The sequence below is a fragment of the Duganella hordei genome, from assembly GCF_040369125.1.
GTDB classification, from domain to species: domain Bacteria; phylum Pseudomonadota; class Gammaproteobacteria; order Burkholderiales; family Burkholderiaceae_D; genus Rugamonas; species Rugamonas hordei.
On record NZ_BPWI01000027.1, the window covers coordinates 1 to 21,142 of the forward strand.

The 21,142-nt window shown below is 64.3% G+C and carries 19 protein-coding genes; all 19 read left to right on the top strand.

Annotation, left to right across the window (positions count from 1 at the left end; translation table 11 throughout):
- A partial coding sequence (locus ABWW33_RS31040) for a chemotaxis protein CheA (RefSeq protein WP_353405297.1) occupies positions 1 to 1,464 on the top strand: 1,464 nt, incomplete at its 5' end.
- 242 nt (positions 1,465 to 1,706) lie between these two features.
- Positions 1,707 to 3,110, top strand: a complete 1,404-nt coding sequence (gene leuC, locus ABWW33_RS31045) for a 3-isopropylmalate dehydratase large subunit (protein ID WP_353405321.1) — start codon at positions 1,707 to 1,709, stop codon at positions 3,108 to 3,110.
- A gap of 26 nt (positions 3,111 to 3,136) precedes the next feature.
- Positions 3,137 to 3,259 (top strand): entericidin A/B family lipoprotein, encoded by a 123-nt coding sequence (locus ABWW33_RS31050; RefSeq protein WP_176654440.1) that lies wholly within the window; start codon positions 3,137 to 3,139, stop codon positions 3,257 to 3,259.
- Between the two features lie 53 nt (positions 3,260 to 3,312).
- The gene (gene leuD, locus ABWW33_RS31055; RefSeq protein WP_176654441.1) at positions 3,313 to 3,960 is read left to right on the top strand and encodes a 3-isopropylmalate dehydratase small subunit; all 648 of its coding nucleotides are present in this window, start codon (positions 3,313 to 3,315) and stop codon (positions 3,958 to 3,960) included.
- Positions 3,961 to 3,975: 15 nt separating this feature from the next.
- Entirely contained in the window at positions 3,976 to 5,046 is a 1,071-nt protein-coding gene (gene leuB / locus ABWW33_RS31060) for a 3-isopropylmalate dehydrogenase (RefSeq protein ID WP_176654442.1), read from the top strand.
- Between the two features lie 25 nt (positions 5,047 to 5,071).
- A complete protein-coding gene (gene asd / locus ABWW33_RS31065; protein ID WP_176654443.1) occupies positions 5,072 to 6,199 on the top strand; it encodes an aspartate-semialdehyde dehydrogenase in 1,128 nt (375 codons plus the stop codon).
- 253 nt (positions 6,200 to 6,452) lie between these two features.
- Positions 6,453 to 9,206, top strand: a complete 2,754-nt coding sequence (locus tag ABWW33_RS31070) for a motility hub landmark protein FimV (protein WP_353405299.1) — start codon at positions 6,453 to 6,455, stop codon at positions 9,204 to 9,206.
- A 48-nt stretch (positions 9,207 to 9,254) separates the two neighbouring features.
- Positions 9,255 to 10,058, top strand: a complete 804-nt coding sequence (gene truA, locus ABWW33_RS31075; RefSeq protein WP_176654445.1) for a tRNA pseudouridine(38-40) synthase TruA — start codon at positions 9,255 to 9,257, stop codon at positions 10,056 to 10,058.
- 9 nt (positions 10,059 to 10,067) lie between these two features.
- Positions 10,068 to 10,775, top strand: a complete 708-nt coding sequence (locus ABWW33_RS31080) for a phosphoribosylanthranilate isomerase (protein WP_176654446.1) — start codon at positions 10,068 to 10,070, stop codon at positions 10,773 to 10,775.
- Positions 10,741 to 11,973 carry a tryptophan synthase subunit beta gene (trpB, locus tag ABWW33_RS31085; protein ID WP_176654447.1) on the top strand — a complete coding sequence of 411 codons (1,233 nt, stop codon included), beginning with the start codon at positions 10,741 to 10,743 and terminating at the stop codon, positions 11,971 to 11,973. Before ABWW33_RS31080 ends, trpB begins: the two co-directional genes overlap by 35 nt.
- Positions 11,974 to 11,982: 9 nt before the next feature.
- Entirely contained in the window at positions 11,983 to 12,780 is a 798-nt protein-coding gene (trpA, locus tag ABWW33_RS31090) for a tryptophan synthase subunit alpha (RefSeq protein ID WP_353405300.1), read from the top strand.
- Between the two features lie 140 nt (positions 12,781 to 12,920).
- Positions 12,921 to 13,793 (top strand): acetyl-CoA carboxylase, carboxyltransferase subunit beta, encoded by an 873-nt coding sequence (gene accD, locus ABWW33_RS31095; protein ID WP_176654449.1) that lies wholly within the window; start codon positions 12,921 to 12,923, stop codon positions 13,791 to 13,793.
- A 179-nt stretch (positions 13,794 to 13,972) separates the two neighbouring features.
- Positions 13,973 to 15,259 carry a bifunctional tetrahydrofolate synthase/dihydrofolate synthase gene (gene folC, locus ABWW33_RS31100; protein ID WP_353405301.1) on the top strand — a complete coding sequence of 429 codons (1,287 nt, stop codon included), beginning with the start codon at positions 13,973 to 13,975 and terminating at the stop codon, positions 15,257 to 15,259.
- 22 nt (positions 15,260 to 15,281) lie between these two features.
- Positions 15,282 to 16,271: an SPOR domain-containing protein gene (locus tag ABWW33_RS31105; RefSeq protein ID WP_353405302.1), complete on the top strand. Its 990-nt coding sequence runs from the start codon at positions 15,282 to 15,284 to the stop codon at positions 16,269 to 16,271.
- Between the two features lie 18 nt (positions 16,272 to 16,289).
- Positions 16,290 to 16,778: a CvpA family protein gene (locus ABWW33_RS31110; RefSeq protein WP_353405303.1), complete on the top strand. Its 489-nt coding sequence runs from the start codon at positions 16,290 to 16,292 to the stop codon at positions 16,776 to 16,778.
- 39 nt (positions 16,779 to 16,817) lie between these two features.
- The gene (purF, locus tag ABWW33_RS31115; protein WP_353405304.1) at positions 16,818 to 18,341 is read left to right on the top strand and encodes an amidophosphoribosyltransferase; all 1,524 of its coding nucleotides are present in this window, start codon (positions 16,818 to 16,820) and stop codon (positions 18,339 to 18,341) included.
- Between the two features lie 8 nt (positions 18,342 to 18,349).
- Complete coding sequence (locus ABWW33_RS31120; protein WP_353405305.1) at positions 18,350 to 19,594, top strand: cystathionine gamma-synthase family protein; 1,245 nt, start codon at positions 18,350 to 18,352, stop codon at positions 19,592 to 19,594.
- An 87-nt stretch (positions 19,595 to 19,681) separates the two neighbouring features.
- Positions 19,682 to 20,254 carry a hypothetical protein gene (locus ABWW33_RS31125; RefSeq protein ID WP_353405306.1) on the top strand — a complete coding sequence of 191 codons (573 nt, stop codon included), beginning with the start codon at positions 19,682 to 19,684 and terminating at the stop codon, positions 20,252 to 20,254.
- A 99-nt stretch (positions 20,255 to 20,353) separates the two neighbouring features.
- Entirely contained in the window at positions 20,354 to 21,118 is a 765-nt protein-coding gene (locus ABWW33_RS31130; RefSeq protein WP_353405307.1) for a tetratricopeptide repeat protein, read from the top strand.
- Positions 21,119 to 21,142: the final 24 nt, after the last annotated feature.

Sequence of the window (21,142 nt, forward strand, 5' to 3'; positions counted from 1 at the left end):
CCTGCGGCCGCCGCGCCGGTCGCAGCCGCGGCAGCCCCCGCCGCCGCGCCGTCGGCCGATGGCCTGGACTGGGAAGGCATGTACGAAACCGTGATGCCGCCTGGCAGCTACACGCGTTCGGCGCCAGCGCCGGCCGCCGCAGCCGCGCCATCGGCGTCGGCGATCCCTGCCGCCGAGCTCGCCGCTGTCGTGGCCGCCGTGCAAGCCGGCGCGCCAACCACGGCCGCCGCTCCGGCCAAGGCCCGCGAGGCGCGCGAAGAGCGTCCGCAGGCCGCGCCGGTCAAGGAAGAGTCGATCCGCGTCGACGCCGTCAAGCTCGACGCGCTGCTGGAAGTGGCCGGCGAATCGGTGCAGGCCGCCAACCAGGCCGCCGTGCTGCTGGAACGCCTGCTGCAATTCAAATTCGAAGGCCAGGCCCAGACCTTGATGGCGACGCTGGCGGAAACGCTGGAACGCGCCTCGCGCTACTCCACCGAACTGCAGCGCGCCACCCTGGCGACCCGCATGCAGCCGGTCGGCCGCCTGTTCCAGAAGTTCCCGCGCCTGGTGCGCGAGCTGGCCAAAGACCTGGGCAAGGACGTCGAACTGACCATCGAAGGCGCGGAGACCGAAGTCGACCGCGTGGTGGTGGACAGCCTGTACGATCCTCTGGTGCACATGCTGCGCAACTCGCTGGACCACGGCGTCGAATCGCCGGAGGACCGCCTGGCCGCAGGCAAGCCGGCCAAGTCGTATATTTCGCTCAAAGCATGGCAGGAAGCAAATAGCGTTATGATTGTGCTGCAGGACGACGGCAAGGGCATGGATCCGGTGGTGCTGCGCACCAAGGCCCAGCAGAAGGGCCTGATCTCCGAATCCGCGCAGCTGACCAACGACGAATGCTTCCAGCTGGTATTCTTGCCGGGTTTCTCGACCAAGGAAGTGGCCTCCAGCGTGTCCGGCCGCGGCGTCGGCATGGACGTGGTGAAGACCGCCGTGGAGAAAAACCGCGGCGCCATCCATATCGAATCGTCGCTGGGCAAGGGCACCAAGTTCGCCATCCGCCTGCCGATCGAACTGTCGATCGTGCCGACCATGCTGGTATCGACCTCGGGCGCCGCGCTGGCGCTGCCGATGGCCGTGGTCCAGCGCGTGGTCGAGCTGCCTGAAGTGTTCATGGAAGTGGGCGGCGCGCCGGTGCTGAAAGACCAGGGCCGTCCGCTGCCGGTACGCTCGCTGGCCGATTCGCTGGGTTACGAGAGCTGCCGCGAGAAGGTGGGTATTGTTGTCGCTGCGCCACAGCCGTACATCCTGGCGGTGGAAGCGGTCGACGGCACCGCCGACCTGGTGATTAAACCGATGACGGCGATCGCCGTCGAGGGCATTACCGGCACCGCGCGCTCGGCCGAGGGCGAACTGGTGCTAGTGGTGGGCCTATCGTTCCTAATGGACGGATGTCGAGGTAGTGTACGCATGGCGGCTTAGTCTCGGGACTGAGCCAGAAAGACCAAAAGCCTGCGTCCACGCAGGCTTTTTTTTCGTTCGCGTTTTTATTTGCAATACCGAATTTTGTAAAAGGAGTCATAAAAAGTGTATCAACAGGCGGAACCGAGTCGGCTCACGAGGCCGGCCAGCGGCGGCTGCTATTGCATTGCACAATATGGCATAATCGAAGTGGATCACTCACACAGGCAGAAGTAGTTCCCTTAATTGGGTACTCATCAATCATCATGAAGACGCTTTACGACAAACTCTGGGAATCGCACGTGGTCAAGGCCGAGGAAGACGGCACCACGATCCTGTATATCGACCGCCACCTGGTGCATGAGGTCACCAGCCCGCAGGCATTCGACGGCCTGCGCGCCGCCGGCCGCGCGCCGTGGCGCGTGTCCGCCAACCTGGCGGTGGCCGACCACAACGTGCCGACCACCGGCCGCGCCGATGGCATCGCCGACCCGGTCTCGCGGCTGCAGGTCGAAACGCTGGACAAGAACGCCAAGTCCTACGGGCTGACCTATTTCAACATGAACGACAAGCGCCAGGGCATCGTCCACGTGATCGGGCCGGAGCAGGGCGCTACCCTGCCGGGCATGACCGTGGTCTGCGGCGACTCGCACACGTCCACCCACGGCGCGTTCGGCGCGCTGGCGCACGGCATCGGCACCTCGGAAGTCGAGCACGTGCTGGCGACCCAGACGCTGCTGCAAAAGAAATCCAAGTCCATGCTGGTGCAGGTCGACGGCGCGCTGCCGGCCGGCGTGACCGCCAAGGACATCGTGCTGGCCATCATCGGCAAGATCGGCACCGCCGGCGGCACCGGCTACTGTATCGAATTCGGCGGCTCGACCATCCGCGCGCTGTCGATGGAAGGCCGGATGACGGTCTGCAACATGGCGATCGAGGCCGGCGCGCGCGCCGGCATCATCGGCGTCGACGACGTCACCATCAACTACGTCAAGGGCCGTCCGTTCTCGCCGGTGGGCCCGCACTGGGACCGCGCGGTGGACTACTGGCGCACGCTGCACAGCGACGCCGGCGCCAAGTTCGACCTGGTCGTCACCCTGAACGCCACCGAGGTCAAGCCGCAGGTGACCTGGGGCACGTCGCCGGAAATGGTGACCTCGATCGACGGCCGGGTGCCGGATCCGGACCTGGAAAAAGACAGCGTCAAGCGCGACGCGATGGAAAAGGCGCTGGTCTACATGAACCTGAAGCCGAACACCGCGATCGAGGACATCCGCATCGACAAGGTCTTCATCGGCTCCTGCACCAACTCGCGCATCGAGGATTTGCGCGCGGCGGCGGAAGTGGTGCGCGGAAAGCACCGCGCCTCCAACGTCAAGCTGGCGATGGTGGTGCCGGGCTCCGGACTGGTCAAGGACCAGGCCGAGAAGGAAGGCCTGGACCGCATCTTCAAGGATGCCGGTTTCGAATGGCGCGATCCGGGCTGCTCGATGTGCCTGGCGATGAACGCCGACCGCCTGGAACCGGGCGAGCGCTGCGCATCGACCTCGAACCGCAATTTCGAAGGACGCCAAGGCCAGGGCGGACGCACCCATCTGGTGTCTCCGGCCATGGCGGCGGCAGCCGGTATCGCCGGCCATTTTGTCGACGTGCGCGCGCTACGTTAAGTCTTCCACCACCCATTGAGACCAACATGAAAAAACTGATCGCTCTGACCATCTTCGCTCTGACCATCACCGGCTGCAACACCATTGCCGGCATGGGCAAGGATGTGCAGAAAGCCGGCCAGGCGGTGCAGGGCGCCGCGGGCCATTGAACCCGACCCGACCGCGCGCCGCCCAGTGCCGCGCGGTCCACATATAAAGCATCATGGATAAATTTACGATCTACGAAGGGCTGGTCGCACCGCTGGACCGCGCCAATGTCGACACCGACGCCATCATTCCGAAGCAATTCCTGAAGTCCATCCATCGCACCGGCTTCGGCCCGAACCTGTTCGACGAGTGGCGCTACCTGGACCACGGCGAGCCCGGCCAGGACAACAGCCGCCGTCCGCTCAATCCGGACTTCGTGCTCAACGAGCAGCGCTACCAGGGCGCATCGATCCTGCTGACGCGCAAGAACTTCGGCTGCGGCTCCTCGCGCGAGCACGCGCCGTGGGCGCTGGACCAGTATGGCTTCCGCGCCATCATCGCGCCGTCGTTCGCCGACATCTTCTTCAACAACTGCTACAAGAGCGGCTTGTTGCCGATCGTATTGCCTGAAGCGCAGGTTGATCACCTGTTCAATGAAGTCAAGGCCTTCCCCGGTTACCGTCTGGTGGTCGACCTTGAGCAGCAGCGCATCTCCACCAGCAATGGCAGCGTCTCCTATCCCTTCGAGATCGACGCCTTCCGCAAATACTGCCTGATGAACGGGCTCGACGATATTGGCCTGACCCTGCGTCACGCCGACGCTATCCGCGGCTTCGAAGAGCGCCATCTGGCAACCCAACCTTGGTTGGCCAACGTCATCTAATTTCGAAGAACTAACATGAAAATCGCAATCCTCCCGGGCGACGGTATCGGCCCGGAAATCATCGCGCAGGCAGTCAAGGTACTGAATGTGCTGGGCGAAAAATTCGAGCTGGAAAGCGCGCCGGTCGGCGGCGCCGGCTACGCGGCTCACGGCCATCCGCTGCCCGAGGGCACGCTGGCGCTGGCGAAAGCGGCCGACGCGGTGCTGTTCGGCGCCGTCGGCGACTACCAGTACGACAAGCTGGACCGCCCGCTGCGTCCGGAGCAGGCCATCCTCGGCCTGCGCAAGAACCTGGGCCTGTTCGCCAACCTGCGTCCTGCCATCCTCTACCCTGAACTGGCCGGCGCCTCGACGCTGAAGCCGGAAGTGGTGTCCGGCCTGGACATCCTGATCATCCGCGAACTGACCGGCGACATCTACTTCGGCCAGCCGCGCGGCGTGCGCGAGTGCCCGGACGGTCCGTTCAAGGGGCAGCGCGAAGGCTTCGACACCATGCGCTATGCCGAAGGCGAAATCCGCCGCATCGCCCACGTGGCGTTCCAGGCCGCGCAAAAGCGCGACAAGCGCCTGACCAGCGTCGACAAGGCCAATGTGCTGGAAACCTTCCAGTTCTGGAAGGACATCGTCACCGACGTGCACAAGGAATATCCGGACGTCGCGCTCGAGCACATGTACGTCGACAACGCCGCGATGCAGCTGGTGCGCGCGCCGAAGAAGTTCGACGTCATCGTCACCGGCAATATGTTCGGCGACATTCTCAGCGACGCGGCCGCGATGCTGACCGGCTCGATCGGCATGCTGCCGTCGGCTTCGCTCGATGCCAACAACAAGGGCTTGTACGAGCCGTCGCACGGTTCCGCTCCGGACATCGCCGGCAAGGGCATCGCCAATCCGCTGGCGACGATATTGTCGGCCGCGATGATGCTGCGCTTCTCGCTGAACAAGGCCGAACAGGCCGACCGCATCGAGACCGCCGTCAAGAAGGTACTGGCGCAGGGCCTGCGCACCGCCGACATCTACGAGGCAGGCACCACCAAGGTGGGCACCGAGGAAATGGGCAACGCGGTGGTCAAGGCACTGGCATAAAAATTTAAAGACAAGGAAGAGCAAAATGAAACTCGTAGGCTTGGTAGGTTGGCGCGGTATGGTGGGTTCGGTCCTGATGCAGCGCATGCAGGAAGAGGGCGATTTCGCCCACATCGAACCGGTGTTCTTCACGACGTCCAACCCGGGCGGCAACGCGCCGGCAATGGCGAAGAATGAAACCAAACTGAAAAGCGCGACCGACATCGACGAACTGAAAAAGTGCGAGATCATCATCTCGTGCCAGGGCGGCGACTACACCACCGAGGTGTTCCCGAAACTGCGCGCGGCCGGCTGGAACGGCTACTGGATCGACGCCGCGTCGACCCTGCGCATGGAGAAGGACGCCGTCATCGTGCTGGACCCGGTCAACCTGCACGTCATCAAGGACGCGCTGGGCAAGGGCGTGAAGAACTACATCGGCGGCAACTGCACCGTGTCGTGCATGCTGATGGGCCTGGGCGGCCTGTTCCAGCACAACCTGGTCGAGTGGATGACCTCGATGACCTACCAGGCGGCTTCGGGCGGCGGCGCCCAGCACATGCGCGAGCTGCTGACCCAGTTCGGCACCATCAATTCGTCGGTGAAGGCGCTGCTGGACAATCCGGCGTCGGCGATCCTGGAAATCGACCGCCAGGTGCTGGCCACCCAGCACGGCTTGTCGGCCGAGGAAACCAAGCAGTTCGGCGCGCCGCTGGCAGGCAACCTGATCCCGTGGATCGACAAGGACCTGGGCAACGGCCAGTCGAAGGAAGAGTGGAAGGGCGGCGCCGAGACCAACAAGATCCTGGGCCTGGGCGCGGACTTCGGTTCCAAAGCCATTCCAGTCGACGGCCTGTGCGTGCGCATCGGCGCGATGCGCAGCCACTCGCAGGCGCTGACCATCAAGCTGAAGAAGGACGTGCCGATCGACGAGATTCACGACATCATCGCTTCCAACAACCAGTGGGTCAAAGTGGTGCCGAACACCCGCGAAGCCTCGGTCACGGACCTGTCGCCGGCCGCCGCCACCGGCAGCCTGACCATTCCGGTCGGCCGCCTGCGCAAGATGAGCATGGGCGATGATTACCTGTCGGCATTTACCGTCGGCGACCAGCTGCTGTGGGGCGCGGCCGAACCGCTGCGCCGCATGCTGCGCATCGTGCTGGACAAGTAATACCAGGCGTCAATTGTTAAAGCTGAAGGGGTTTTCTCTATGTGCTCTCATAGGGAAAACCCCTTTTTTTGGTTTAAAGTTGGCGTAGACGTTACACATCCTCATGTATCACTAGAGAAACATCGTGCAAAGCTTGCGTGCCCCGGAGCATGATGATATGTTGGTATATCTGGGAAAGTAACATTTTCCCTCTGACAACCTAATGCCGCCCACTATGCCCGTACCGACTCGCTCCAGCATTGTTTCATTCGCGTTGAAGACACTCACCGGCGCTGTCGCCAGTGCGGTGTTAGTGGCTGCCACGGCCAACGCCGCCGGCCTTGGCAAACTGACCGTGCTGTCCTCGCTGGGACAACCGCTGCGGGCCGAGATCGAGCTGACCGCCGTGTCGGCCGACGAAGCCGGCGCGCTGGTCGCCAAGCTGGCGCCGGCCGAGGCGTTCCGCGTCGCCAATATCGATTTCAACCCCACCCTGTTGTCGCTGCGCTTCGAGATCGAGCAGCGCAATGGCCGCCAGATTATCCGCGTCACGTCGTCCCAGCCGGTCAACGAGCCCTTCGTCGACATGCTGCTGGAGCTGAACTGGACCGGCGGCCGCATGGTACGCGAATACACCTTCCTGCTGGACCCTGCCGAGATGCGCGCGACCCAGTCGCCGCAAGTGGCCGCGCCGGTGGATCTGGGCCGCAGTGCGGCCGCTCCAGCCGCCGCGCCTGCAACCCCGGCCGCGGCACCGGTCGCGCCGAGCGCTCCCGCGCCGGCACGCCAGCCGGCCGCCGTGTCGCCGCCTGCGCCGTCCAGCAAGTCCGCCAGCGAATACACCGTCAAGGCGGGCGACAACCTGACCCGCATCGCCAACCAGGTCAAGCCGGTCGACGTGTCGCTGGACATGATGCTGGTGGCCCTGTACCGCGCCAACCCGGAAGCGTTCTCCGGCAATAACATGAACCGCCTGAAGTCGGGCCAGATCCTGGCGGTGCCGGATTCGGACACCATCCGCAACACCGCGCCCGAGGGCGAGGCGCGCGGCGTGGTTGTCGCGCATGCGGCTGATTTCAACGCCTACCGCGCCAAGCTGGCGGGGCAGGTCGCCAACAGCACGCCGGCCAAGGAGCCGGACGCCACGCAAAACGTGTCGGGCAAGATCACCGCCAAGGTGGAGGAAAAGCCGAACGCGGTCAATGCCGCCAAGGACAAGCTGACGCTGTCGAAAACCACGGCCAGCGCGCCGGTGCAGGGCAAGACCGGCCTGGCGGTGGAAGACAAGATCGCCAAGCAGAAGGAACTGGACGACGCCGCCGCGCGCATCAAGGAGCTGGAAAAGAACACCCGCGACCTGGAAAGCCTGATGGCGGTGAAGAGCAAGACCGCAGCCGATGCCAAGCAGGCTTCGGCCTCCGCCTCCACTGCGGTCTCCGCATCGGCCGCGGCCTCGGTCGAAGCGTCCGCGCCGGCCAAGCCCAAGCGTACGCTGGTGGTGCCGCCTAAGCGCATCGCCGAGCCTAGCCTGTTCGAAACGCTGATGGAGAACCTGAACTATGTCGGCCTCGCCGCCGCCGCGCTGCTGGTCGGTGCGGGGGCGATGATCGCCTCGCGCCGCCGCAAGAAGTTCGTGGTGCCGGCGGAAGAGCCGAGCATCCTGGGCGATACCGCCATTCCCTCGCAGTCGCTGATCGCCGAGGCCGGCGGCCAGAGCGTCGATACCAACAACAGCGTCTTCAACTCCAACTTCGCGCCGTCGGCCAGCCAGCTGGACACCAACGAAGTCGATCCGGTGGCCGAGGCCGACGTGTACATCGCCTACGGCCGCGATGCGCAGGCCGAGGAAATCCTCAAGGAAGCGCTGCGCACCCATCCGGAACGCCACGCGGTCCGCCTGAAGCTGCTGGAAATTTATGTGACGCGCAAGGATGCGCGCTCGTTTGAAAACCAGGCCGGCGAGCTGTATTCGATGACACGCGGCCAGGGCGACGAATGGGCGCAGGCCGCCGCGATGGGTCAGTCGCTGGATCCATCCAATCCGCTGTACAGCAATGGCTCCGGCGATGGCTCGACCATGTTTGCCGCCGCCGCGCCGGCTGTGGCCGCAGGCGCCGCCGCCGCCGCATTCTCGGCTTCCGACTTCGGCAGCGATTTCAACGCACCCGCCCCGGCCCCTGCGCCGGCCGATGGCGGCCTCGACCTGGATCTGGGCATGGATGCCGCCCCGGCCGCCGACGGCAACGGCATGGACTTCGGCAGCGACATGGAAACGGCCTTGCCGCAAGCGGCCGATGCGGCGATCTCGCCGGCATCCGTGGCGGCGGAATCCGACAACCTGATGGACTTCGACCTGGGCGGCCTGAGCTTCGAACCGGTGCCGGCGGTTGGCGCGCCGATTGAAATGCCGGCCGCGCCCGCCGAGCCGGATCCGGCGGAAGACGCGTTCAACCTGGCTTTCGACACCCCCGCACCGGCGCCTGCGCCTGCGGCCGAGCCGGCCGCTGCAGCTGCGCCGGCCCCGGCTGCCGAGGACCTGAGCATGGACTTCGGCCTGGACCTGCCTGCGGAAGCGATGGCGACTGCGGAAACGGCCAAGCCGTCCGCCAGCACCGACCCGCTCGACCTGGACCTGATGGGCTTTGATATTCCGGACGTGCCGGCCGCACCTGCGCCAGCCGTTGCCGAACTGAGCCCTGACGATTTCGACCTCCCGGCCGCCGAGGAAATCACCCCGGCACCGCCACCGGCGGCGCAGGAGTTCGACCTGTCCGGCATCGACCTGGACCTGGACAGCGCCCTGGGCGGCGGCGGTGCCGCGGCCGCAACCGAGGCGGCGCCAGCCCATGCGCGCGACGACACGCTGTCGGCGCACCACATGGAAATGGACACCAAGCTGGACCTGGCGATCGCCTATCAGGAGATCGGCGACAAGGAAGGCGCGCGCGAGCTGCTGGACGAGGTGCTGCGCGGCGGCAGCGACGACCAGATCGCCAAGGCCAACGCGATGCGGGCCCAATTGGGGTAATGCCGCTCCGTATATAATGGCTGACTCAGACATCAGATCGGGCAGCAATTGAAACGGATAGCAATCGGCGTCCAGTACGACGGCAGCGCCTGGCACGGCTACCAGAAGCAGGAAGACGGCCACACGGTGCAGGACCAGCTGGAACAGGCGCTGGAGAAATTTGCCAGGGTGCGCCTGGCCACCACCTGCGCCGGCCGCACCGATACCGGCGTGCACGCGCTCGAACAGGTCGTCCACTTCGACACCGACCTGAACCGCGACGTCCATTCCTGGGTGCGCGGCGTCAACGCCTTCCTGCCGCCGTCGATCGCCGTGCGCTGGGCCAAGGAGCTGGAGGGCGACCCGACGGTCGACGACTTCTTCCATGCCCGCTTCAGCGCCCGCGCCCGCACCTATCACTACGTGCTCTACAACAACCCGACGCGCTCGCCGCTGCTGGAAGGCCGCGCCGGTTTCTATTTCCGCCCGCTGGACGTGGAACTGATGCAGCAGGCCGTCGCGCCGCTGCTCGGCTGGCATGACTTCACCGCCTTCCGCGCGGCCCAGTGCCAGGCCAAGTCGCCGGTCAAGCTGATGCACGATATCCGGATCAAGCGCCACGGCGAGCTGGTGGTGTTCACGATTACCGCCAACGCCTTCCTGCACCACATGGTGCGCAACCTGGTCGGCTCGCTGGTCTACATCGGCACCGGGCGCGAAAAGCCGGAATGGCTGGGCCAGCTGCTGGAAACCAAAGACCGCCACGCCGCCGCGCCGACCTTCATGCCGGACGGCCTGTACCTGGCCAAAATCGATTACGATCCCAAATGGGAACTGCCGCTGGAGACCACCAGCGCGCTCCCCTGGTTTTAAAGGAAGAGTATGCGCACCCGTATCAAGATCTGCGGCCTGACCCGCGTGGAAGACGTGCTAGCGGCCGTGGCCGCCGGCGCCGATGCGATCGGTTTCGTGTTCTATCCGAAGAGCCCGCGCTACGTGACGGCTGAGCAGGCCGCCGAGCTGATCCGCGCCGTGCCGCCGTTCATCACCTGCACCGGGCTGTTCGTCAACGCCTCGCCGGAGCAGGTGGCGGCCATCGTCAAGGTGGCGCCGATCTCGCTGATCCAGCTGCACGGCGACGAAACGGTGGCGCAGTCCGCCGCCATCGCCGCGGCGGCCGGACGACAATTCATGCGCGTGTTCCGCGTCAAACCTGACACTCTGCCGTCCGATTTGCTAGAATACGAGCAGCAATGCCGCGCCGCCAGTCCCTTGTTCACCAGCCTGTTGCTGGATACCTATGTGGATGCCTATGGCGGTGCAGGAAAGGGTTTTGATTGGTCTCTCATTCCAAAAGATCTCGCGCCTCGGGTCGTTTTAAGTGGTGGCTTGAGCGTACACAACGCGACTGACGCGGTGGTAGGTGTACGCCCCTACGCCGTCGACATCAGCAGTGGTGTCGAAGCGTCCAAGGGGATCAAGGATGCCCGCAAGATCGCCGACTTTGTCGCGGCGGTGCGGGCCGGAGATGCCATTATTGAAAGCGAAACCCATCATGAACGCTCCAGCGAAGGCCCTGTTCCACGCTAAAGACTACGACCTGCCCGATACGAAAGGCCATTTCGGCCCGTACGGCGGCTCGTTTGTTGCCGAAACCCTCACATACGCGCTTGCCGAGCTCAACGAAGCTTACGAACGCTACAGCAAAGATCCCGAGTTCCTCGAAGAGTTCCGCTACGAGCTCAAGCACTTTGTCGGCCGCCCGTCGCCGATCTATCACGCCAAGCGCTGGTCGGAAATCGCCGGCGGCGCGCAGATCTACTTCAAGCGCGAAGACCTGAACCACACCGGCGCGCACAAGATCAACAACGTCATCGGCCAGGCCCTGCTGGCCAAGCGCATGGGCAAGCCGCGCATCATCGCCGAGACCGGCGCCGGCCAGCACGGCGTCGCCACGGCCACCATCTGCGCCCGTTTCGGGCTCGAGTGCGTGGTCTACATGGGCAGCGAGGACGTCAAGCGCCAGGCGCAGAACGTCTACCGCATGAAGCTGCTGGGCGCGACCGTGGTGCCGGTGGAATCCGGCTCCAAGACGCTGAAGGACGCGCTCAATGAGGCCATGCGCGACTGGGTCACCAACATTGAAAACACCTTCTACATCATCGGCACCGTGGCCGGCCCGCATCCGTACCCGATGCTGGTGCGCGACTTCCAGTCGGTGATCGGCGAGGAATGCCTGGTGCAGATGCCGGAAATGACCGGCCGCCAGCCGGACTACGTGGTCGCCTGCATCGGCGGCGGTTCGAACGCGATGGGCATCTTCTACCCGTATATCGACCAGAAGGACGTCAAGCTGATCGGCGTGGAAGCGGCCGGCGAAGGGCTGGACGGCGACAAGCACGCGGCCTCGCTGACCAAGGGCTATCCGGGCGTGTTGCACGGCAACCGCACCTATCTGCTGCAGGACGGGAACGGCCAGATCATCGAGACCCATTCGGTGTCGGCCGGCCTGGATTACCCGGGCGTCGGGCCGGAGCATGCCTACCTGAAGGACAGCGGCCGCGCGCAATACGTGTCGATCACGGACGAGGAAGCGCTGCAGGCTTTCCACGATTGCTGCCATATCGAAGGCATCATCCCGGCGCTGGAATCGTCGCACGCGCTGGCCTACGCGGCCAAGCTGGCGGCAACCTTGCCGAAAGATCAAATAATTTTGGCCAACCTGTCGGGCCGGGGCGACAAGGACATGCATACCGTCGCAGAGCGTATGGGTTTGAATTTTAATTAAGGAATCGGCATGTCCAACATCGCAGCAACTTTCAGCGCCCTGAAGGCGCAAAACAAGACCGCGCTCGTCACCTTCATCACCGCCGGCGATCCGGCGCCCGAGCTGACCGTGCCGTTGATGCACGCGCTGGTGGCCGGCGGCGCCGACATCCTGGAACTCGGCGTGCCGTTTTCCGATCCGATGGCCGAAGGCCCGGTGATCCAGCGCGCCTGCGAGCGGGCGCTGGCGCACGGCGTCGGCATCCACGACGTGTTCGGCTACGTGGCCGAGTTCCGCAAGACCAACCAGACCACGCCCGTGGTGCTGATGGGCTATGCGAACCCGATCGAGCGCATCGGTCCGGCAGCCTTCATCGCCAAATCGAAGGCGGTGGGGGCGGACGGCGCCATCGTGGTCGACTACCCGCCGGAAGAGTGTGAAGAGTTCGCCGCCGCCATGCGCGCCGCCGAGCTGGACCTGATCTTCCTGCTGGCGCCGACCTCGACCGAGGAACGCATCGCGCAGGTGGCCAAGGTGGGCGGCGGCTTCAGCTACTACGTCTCGCTGAAGGGCGTGACGGGCGCCGGCAACATCGACACGGTGGACGTGGCGAAGCGCCTGACGGCGATCCGCAAGCACGTCAAGCTGCCGATCGGCGTAGGCTTCGGCATCCGCGACGGCGCCACCGCGCGCGCCGTGGCCGAGGTGGCCGACGCCGTCGTCATCGGCAGCCGCATCATCCAGGAAATCGAAACCGCAGGCAAAGACGGCGCAGTAGCAGCTGTGCAATCTTTCGTTTCTGGCATCAGATCCGCACTCGACGCTTGATTTGCCTCGCCCCCTAGGGGAATACCTCTAAAAACCCGTCAATTCCATGACGAAGTTTAAAAATTGTTGTACTGCAAAGTTCGACAGGGGGGCGAGAAACGGCTACACTTCGGCCACAAAGTTAGCTGCAAGGAGAATTTATGAGTTGGTTGGAAAAACTGCTGCCCCCACGAATCCAGCGTTCCGACGCTGCCGCGCGCAAGACCATGCCCGAGGGTCTGTGGGTCAAATGCCCGTCCTGCGAAGCCGTGTTGTACCGCACCGATCTGGAATCGAACCTGCACGTTTGCCCTAAATGCGACCATCACATGCGCATCCGCGCGCGCGAACGCCTCGACAGCCTGCTCGACGCCGGCGGCCGCTACGAAGTCGGCATGGACACGCTGCCGGTCGATACGCTGAAGTTCAAAGACAGCAAGAAATACCCTGACCGCCTCAAGCAGGCGATGGAAGCCACCGGCGAGACCGATGCGCTGATCGTCATGGGCGGCGCCATCATGAGCATGCCGGTCGTCGTGGCCTGCTTCGAATTCGAATTCATGGGCGGCTCGATGGGCTCCGTGGTCGGCGAGCGCTTCGTGCGCGGCGCGCAAGTGGCGCTGGAACAGAAGGTGCCGTTCATTTGCATCACCGCCACCGGCGGCGCCCGCATGCAGGAAGGCCTGCTGTCGCTGATGCAGATGGCGAAAACCACCGCCATGCTGACCAAGCTGTCCGACAAGAAGCTGCCGTTCATCAGCGTGCTGACCGACCCGACCATGGGCGGCGTGTCCGCCTCGTTCGCCTTCATGGGCGACGTCGTCATCGCCGAGCCGAAGGCGCTGATCGGCTTCGCCGGCCCGCGCGTGATCGAAAACACCGTGCGCGAAAAACTGCCGGAAGGCTTCCAGCGCGCCGAGTTTCTGGTCACCAAGGGCGCCGTCGACATGATCGTCGACCGCCGCAAGATGCGCGAAGAAATCGCCCACCTGCTGGCTCTGCTGCAGAATCAAGCCGTCGAAGTGATCGCGTAAGGCGGTCGCTTCAAAACGACCGCAGCGGCGTTGCGGCGTCTCGCCGTGCTAACGCACTGTCTTCGCCGCCGCGCCTTGCTGCGCTCATTTTGAAGCAACCGCCCTCGCTTCCCGACGCTGCGGCGCGCAATCGGCTATCATGCCGGCCTGCGCGCCGTTTTCACTTTTGAGCCACCATCATGTCGAACCCAACTACTTTGCCCGCCTGGCTTGCGCTGCTTGAATCGCGCCATGCCGAAACCGTCATCAACATGGGCCTGGCCCGCGTTCTCGCCGTCAAGGAACGCCTGAACCTGAGCTTCAGCTGCCCCGTCATCATGGTGGCCGGCACCAACGGCAAGGGTTCGACCTGCGCCATGCTGGAATCGATACTGATGCGCGCCGGCTACAAGGTCGGCCTGTACATCAAGCCGCATTTCCTCGATTTCAACGAGCGCGCCCGCGTCAACGGCGAGCTGGCCAGCGACGAGGTGCTGGTGGCCGCCTTCAACGCCGTCGAGGCGGTGCGCGGCGACACCACGCTGACCTATTTTGAATTCACCACCCTGGCCATCATGCATCTGCTGTCCGGCGCGGGCATGGATGTCGTGATCCTGGAAGTGGGCCTGGGCGGCCGCCTGGACGCGGTCAACATCGTCGACGCCGACGTTTCCATCGTCACCAGCGTCGATATCGACCACACCGATTACCTGGGCGACACGCGCGAAGCGATCGGCTTCGAGAAGGCCGGCATTTTCCGTCCCGGCCGGACCGCGATCTGCTCGGACCCGGTGCCGCCGCAATCGCTGATCGACCACGCGGCGGCCATCGGCGCCGACCTGTGGCTGATGGGCCGCGACTTCAACTATTCCGGCGACAAGCAGCAGTGGAACTACGGCGGCCGCTCGCAGCGGCGCAACTCGCTGGCCTATCCGAGCCTGCGCGGCGCCAACCAGATCCTCAACGCCTCGGCCGCGCTGGCCGCGCTGGAGGCGCTGAAGCTGGAATTGCCGGTCGGCGCGCAGGAAGTGCGCACCGGCCTGGTGACGGTGGAGCTGCCGGGCCGCTTCCAGGTGCTGCCGGGCCGTCCGACCGTCATCCTGGACGTCGCGCACAACCCGCATGCCGCCTCGGCGCTGAACCAGAACCTGGGCAACATGGGCTTCCATCCCTACACCTATGCCGTGTTCGGCTCCATGCACGACAAGGATATCGACGGCGTGATCGCCGCCATGTCCGAGCACGTGGACCACTGGTGCCTGACCACGCTGCCGTCGCCGCGCGCGGCCAGCGCCTCCGAATTGGCGGCAAAAGTGCAAATTGTGCAAGCCGACAAAGCGGAGCGCACCATCAATATCTTCGAAGATCCGGCCTCAGCCTACGCAAATGCGATCAGCCGGGCCGGGGAGAATGATAGAATTGTGGTCTTTGGATCTTTCCTCACGGTCGCCGGCGTCATGGCGGCGCGAAAATCCTCATTCCATTGAACGCACAGGACTGAAATCACGCATGGGCTTGTTCTCGAAACTCGGTAAAAACAAGCAAGAAACTGCTGCGCAAGACAGCGGCTATTACACCAGCGCAGATGACCAGGCGATGTCGGAGCGCGCGCGCTCCAAGCGCGCCTCGTCGGCCGATGGCAACGCCAAATCCCGCCGTTCGCGGGACAACGAGGCCGACGATCCGGTGTTGCCGGAAAAGAAACGTGCGCGCCGCCGTCTCGTCGGCGCCATCGCGCTGGCGCTGGGCGTGGCGATCGGCTTGCCGATGGTGCTAGATTCCGAGCCGAAGCCGCTGGCGTCCGACATTGAAATCAAGATTCCGTCCAAGGACAAGCCTGCCGAAGCCCCCGCCGCCGCCGCCGTCGCCAACAGCGCCGCGCTCGACAGCAAGGAAGAAATCGTCGACGACGCCAAGCTGGCCGTGAAACCGTCGCCGGCCATTGCCGCGCCAGCGCCCGCACCTGCCAAGCCTGAGACCGCCAAGCACGAAGCCGACCTGAAGGCCGAAGCCAAGGCCAAGGCCGACCAGATCGCCAAGAACAAGGCCGACAACGAAGCCAAGGCCCGCCAGGACGCCGACTACAAGCAGGAACTGGAGCGCAAGCAGGCCGAGGTGAAGGCGGAAGCGAAGGCCAAGGCCGACGCCGAACGCAAGCTGGCCGAGGCGAAGGCCGCCAAGCAAGCCGAGAAACCGGCTGCGGCGTCGGAAGACGCGCGCGCGCTGGCCATCCTGGAAGGCAAGAGCGCCGCCAAGCCGGCCGCCGCCGAGTCCGGCCAGAAGTTCGTGCTGCAGGTGGCCGCGCTGTCGGACAAGGGCAAGGTCGATGAGCTGCGCGACAAGCTGAAAAAAGCCGGCATCAACTCCTTCACGGAGAAGGCGCCGTCGGGCGAGGTGACCCGCGTCCGCGTGGGGCCGTTCACCAGCAGGGACGAGGCAGAAAAAGTGAAGGCCAAGCTGACCGCGATGGGCTTGAACGGCCGTCTCGAAACCGTCTGATCCAGCCGGCTGCCCGACGTGACGATTTTTGACTACCTGGTGATTTTCGTGCTGGTCGCGTCGGTCATCATCGGCATGATGCGCGGGCTGGTGAAGGAAGTGCTGTCGCTGGCGGGCTGGGTGGTGGCCTTCGTGGTCGCCAACGCCTATGCCGCCGCGCTGGCGCAGCTGCTGCCGCCGGTGGTGCCGGGCGAGGTGCTGCGCCTGATCCTGGCCTTTATCGCCTTGTTTATCGGCGTGCGAATTTTAATGGGGCTGCTGGGCATGGCGCTGGGCGCCTTGCTCGATGCCGGCGGCCTCGGGCTGGTCGACCGCTTGCTGGGCATGGTGTTCGGTTTCGGCCGCGGCCTTGTAATCGTGTTGGCCGGCGTCATCTTGTGTGGGATGACGTCGATACCGCAACAGGCATTCTGGAAGAATGCGCTATTGAGTCCGCTCGCGGAGACCGGGGCGCATATGGTGAAAGCCTTCCTTCCCGCTGCCATGGCGCAGCATGTAAATTTTTGAATTCTTTAAATCCGTAGCACCAAGTCCAGGAGCAACATCATGTGTGGCATCGTCGGCGTCGTATCCCATCAACCTGTCAATCAACTGCTGTATGACGCGCTGCTGCTGCTGCAGCACCGCGGCCAGGATGCGGCGGGTATCGCGACCAATCACAGCAGCATGTTCGCCATGCACAAGGCCAACGGCCTCGTTCGTGACGTCTTCCGTACCCGTAATATGCGTACGCTGCAAGGCAATTCCGGTATCGGCCACTGCCGCTACCCAACGGCCGGCTCGTCGAGCGAGGAAGAGGCGCAGCCGTTCTACGTCAACGCACCGTTCGGCATCACGCTGGCGCACAACGGCAACCTGACCAACTGGGAACAGCTCAAAAAGGAAATGTTCCAGAACGACCGCCGCCACATCAACACCGATTCCGATTCGGAAGTGCTGCTGAACGTGCTGGCCCACGAAATCCAGAAAGCCACCACCGGCATCTCGATCGACGCCGACACGATCTTCGAAGCCGTGACCGTGCTGCATCGCCGCGTGCGCGGCGGCTACGCTGCCGTGGCGCAGATCGCCGGCGTCGGCCTGCTGGCCTTCCGCGATCCGTTCGGCATCCGTCCGCTGTGCCTGGGAATCAACGAAACCGAGCAGGGCGCCGAATACCTGATCGCCTCCGAATCGGTGGCGCTGGAAGGCATGGGCTTCCGTTTCGTGCGCGACATCGCGCCGGGCGAGGCCGTCTTCATCGACGCCGACAAGCAGCTGCACAGCCGCCAGTGCGCGGACAATCCGTCGCTCAACCCTTGCGTGTTCGAGTTCGTCTATCTGGCCCGTCCGGATTCCGTCATCGACGGCGCCTCGGTCTACGCCACCCGCCTGAAAATGGGCGAGTACCTGGCCGAGAAGATCAAGCGCGAATTCAAGGACGGCGAGATCGACGTGGTCATGCCGATTCCGGATTCGTCGCGTCCGGCCGCGATCCAGCTGGCGCTGGCGCTGAACGTCGAGTACCGCGAAGGCTTCATCAAGAACCGCTACATCGGCCGCACCTTCATCATGCCGGGCCAGGCCGCGCGCAAGAAATCCGTGCGCCAGAAGCTCAACGCCATCGCCTCCGAGTTCAAGGACAAGGTCGTGCTGCTGGTCGACGATTCGATCGTGCGCGGCACCACCAGCCGCGAGATCGTGCAGATGGCGCGCGAAGCGGGCGCGAAGAAAGTGATCTTCGCTTCGGCCGCGCCGCCGGTGATCTATCCGAACGTGTACGGCATCGACATGCCGACCCGCGACGAGCTGATCGCCTACGGCCGCACCACCGAGGAAGTGTGCCGCGAGATCACCGCCGACCACCTGGTGTACCAGGACATCGACGCGCTGAAACGGGCGATCTCGGACGTCAATCCGGCGCTGAAGAATTTCGAGGCTTCGTGCTTCGACGGCGTCTACGTCACCGGCGACATCTCGAAGGACTACCTGGACAAGCTGGAGTACGCGCGCCACCATCCGAAGGCCGCCGCGCCGGAAGACGCGGGCCGCTCGCAACTGAACCTGAACCTGGCTGTCACCGAAGCGTAACCGTAACCATGAGCGACAAAAAGAACTACGGTTTCACCACCACCATCCTGCACAACGACCGCCTGAAAGGCATCGAGCACGGCTCGCTGCACAAGCCCATCCATACCTCGGTCGCCTTCGGCTACGCCGACGCGCGCCAGCTGGCGTCCGTGTTCCAGGGCAAGGAGCCGGGCTTCCGCTACGGCCGCCAGGGCAACCCCACCATCTCCGCGCTGGAAGACAAGGTCAACAAGATGGAGCAGGGCGTCGGCACGCTGTGCTTCGCCACCGGCATGGGCGCGATCGGCGCCGTGTTCCAGTCGCTGCTGCGCGCCGGCGACCACGTGGTGTCGTCGGCCTTCCTGTTCGGTAACACCAACAGCCTGTGGCAGACCACGATGGGGCAGGGCGTGGCCGTGTCCTTCGTCGACGCCACCGACGTCGCCAACGTCGCCGCCGCCATCACCGACCAGACCCGCGTGGTGTTCGTCGAAACCATCGCCAATCCGCGCACGCAGGTGGCGGATTTGCGGCGCATCGGCGAACTGTGCCAGCAGCGCGGCATCCTCTACATCGTCGACAACACGATGACCACGCCATATCTGTTCCGTCCGAAATCGGTCGGCGCCGGCCTGGTGATCAATGCGCTGACCAAGTCGATCGGCGGCCACGGCAACGCGCTGGGTGGCAGCCTGACGGACACCGGCGTCTACGACTGGAGCAGGTTCCCGAATATCTACGAGAACTACAAGAAGGCCGCGCCCGCGCAATGGGGGCTGGCGCAGATCCGCGCCAAGGGCCTGCGCGACTTCGGCGCCTCGCTGGCGCCGGAAGCGGCGCACCACATCGCCGTCGGCGCCGAAACGCTGGCGCTGCGCATGGAGCGCACCAGCAGCAACGCGCTGGCGCTGGCCGGGATGCTGGAGGCGGACGAGCGCGTCGCAGCGGTTCACTATCCAGGGCTGAAGTCGCACCCGCAACATGGCATCTCGACCGAGCTGTTCCGCAGTTACGGCTCGCTGCTGAGCTTTGAGCTGAAGGACGGCATCGACTGCTTCGATTTCCTCAATCGCCTGAAATTGGCGATTCCGGCGTCCAACCTGGGCGACACGCGCACGCTGGTGATTCCCGTGGCCCACACCATCTTCTACGAGATGGGCGCCGAGCGCCGCGCGTCGATGGGCATCGCCGAATCGCTGATACGGGTGTCGGTCGGCATCGAAGACGCCGACGATCTGCTGGACGACTTCGCCTGCGCGCTGGAAGGCTGCTGATACAAAACTGCACATTTGAATATTTGTGCGCAGTTATCTTTTTCTATACACTTGGCTTTAATATATTTAAAGCCAAGGGGCGGAACAATGAAAACTGCTTTGGTGTTTGCGTTAACGCTGGCCGCGGCCGGCGCAGTCCAGGCCGAAGACCTGCAGAGTGACCAGCACAGGGCCCGCCAGTCCGACATCGACTACTACACCCAGCGCTACGACGGCGCCGATGTCGCGCTGGCCAGGTTCAACTGCGTCAAGCCCGACATTCCCACCCGCTCCGAAACCAAGCAGGACATCAAGGCCGTCGGCGCCGGCATCGACGCCTGGATGGCTTGCTACAACGGTTTCGTCAAAAAACTGCACGACGTGCTTCCTGTCGGCAAAGCCATTCCGGACGACCTGGTCGACCTGATGACGGACGACGAGTTGAAGCAGGCACTGTCCCGGCTGGATCACGCCTACGCCGCCGTCTACGCCGAAGGCAAGCAGCGCGCCGACCAGATCATGGCCGCCCGCGAAGCCTGGCAAACCAAGACCAACGAATTCGTCGCCACCGAGAACGCCCGCACGCAGCAGGTCGCCCTGGTGCAGCAGACCGAGGCCCGCAACGGCGCCTCGACCGCGCGCGCGTCGGGTCCGGTGCCCACGCTGGCGGTCAAGCACTGAATTGTTTTGCCAAATCCTTAAGTTTGGTTATACACTTGGTTTTTCAGACTATAACTAAAAAGGTGTGACATGAAAGCTTCGTCGATAATCGGGTTGTGCATGGTATTGGTCAGCGGCAGCGTGCTGGCGGATGAGCTGGCCGATGCCGACAAGTTGATGGCCGCCAAGGACTACACCCGCGCGCTGCCGATCTACGCCAAGCTGGCCGCCGGCGGCAACGCCGTCGCGCAATTCCACCTGGGCGAACTGTACTGGTACGGCGAAGGCACGGCGGTGGACATGGCCAAGGGCGACGAGCTGTTCAAGAAGGCCGCCGACGCTGGCGTGGCCGACGCCAAGGCGGCCTTGCAGATGACGCCGCAGCGCCAGGCCAAGCTGAGCCAGATCGACTACTACGCCAACAAGTACGACGGCTCGGATATTACGCTGAGCAAGTTCAACTGCGTCAAGCCGGACATTCCAGCGATGTCCACCAATGTCAGGGACATCAAGGCGGTCGGCGTCAACGTCGACGCCTGGCTGGCCTGCTACAACGGTTTCGTCAAGAACCTGAACAGCCTGCTGCCAGCCGGCAAGGCAATCCCGGCCGACCTGCCCAACCTGATGACGGATGCCGAATTTGCCCAGTCCATCGCGCGCATGGACCAGGCCTACGCGGCCGCCGGCGCCGATGCGAAGAAGCAGGCCGACAGCGTGAACCTGGCGCAGGCAGCCTGGGAAGCCAAGACCACCGAGTACGTCAAGACCGCCAGCGCCCGCAGCCAGAACGCGCTGACCCAGCGCCAGGCGGAAACCGACCAGCAGCAGAACTGGGACCAGAACATGCGGGTCGGCAGTTCTATCATGGGCAAGAGCACCAAATAACTACGATGTGATAACCGGGAGTAA

Coding starts and splice junctions, on each gene's coding strand:
- leuD (WP_176654441.1), top strand. CDS start 3,313: ATGGATAAATTTACGATCTACGAAGGGCTGGTCGCACCGCTGGACCGC.
- folC (WP_353405301.1), top strand. CDS start 13,973: ATGTCGAACCCAACTACTTTGCCCGCCTGGCTTGCGCTGCTTGAATCG.
- trpA (WP_353405300.1), top strand. CDS start 11,983: ATGTCCAACATCGCAGCAACTTTCAGCGCCCTGAAGGCGCAAAACAAG.
- accD (WP_176654449.1), top strand. CDS start 12,921: ATGAGTTGGTTGGAAAAACTGCTGCCCCCACGAATCCAGCGTTCCGAC.
- ABWW33_RS31105 (WP_353405302.1), top strand. CDS start 15,282: ATGGGCTTGTTCTCGAAACTCGGTAAAAACAAGCAAGAAACTGCTGCG.
- ABWW33_RS31130 (WP_353405307.1), top strand. CDS start 20,354: ATGGTATTGGTCAGCGGCAGCGTGCTGGCGGATGAGCTGGCCGATGCC.
- leuB (WP_176654442.1), top strand. CDS start 3,976: ATGAAAATCGCAATCCTCCCGGGCGACGGTATCGGCCCGGAAATCATC.
- trpB (WP_176654447.1), top strand. CDS start 10,741: ATGAACGCTCCAGCGAAGGCCCTGTTCCACGCTAAAGACTACGACCTG.
- asd (WP_176654443.1), top strand. CDS start 5,072: ATGAAACTCGTAGGCTTGGTAGGTTGGCGCGGTATGGTGGGTTCGGTC.
- ABWW33_RS31080 (WP_176654446.1), top strand. CDS start 10,068: ATGCGCACCCGTATCAAGATCTGCGGCCTGACCCGCGTGGAAGACGTG.
- purF (WP_353405304.1), top strand. CDS start 16,818: ATGTGTGGCATCGTCGGCGTCGTATCCCATCAACCTGTCAATCAACTG.
- ABWW33_RS31050 (WP_176654440.1), top strand. CDS start 3,137: ATGAAAAAACTGATCGCTCTGACCATCTTCGCTCTGACCATCACCGGC.
- ABWW33_RS31125 (WP_353405306.1), top strand. CDS start 19,682: ATGAAAACTGCTTTGGTGTTTGCGTTAACGCTGGCCGCGGCCGGCGCA.
- ABWW33_RS31120 (WP_353405305.1), top strand. CDS start 18,350: ATGAGCGACAAAAAGAACTACGGTTTCACCACCACCATCCTGCACAAC.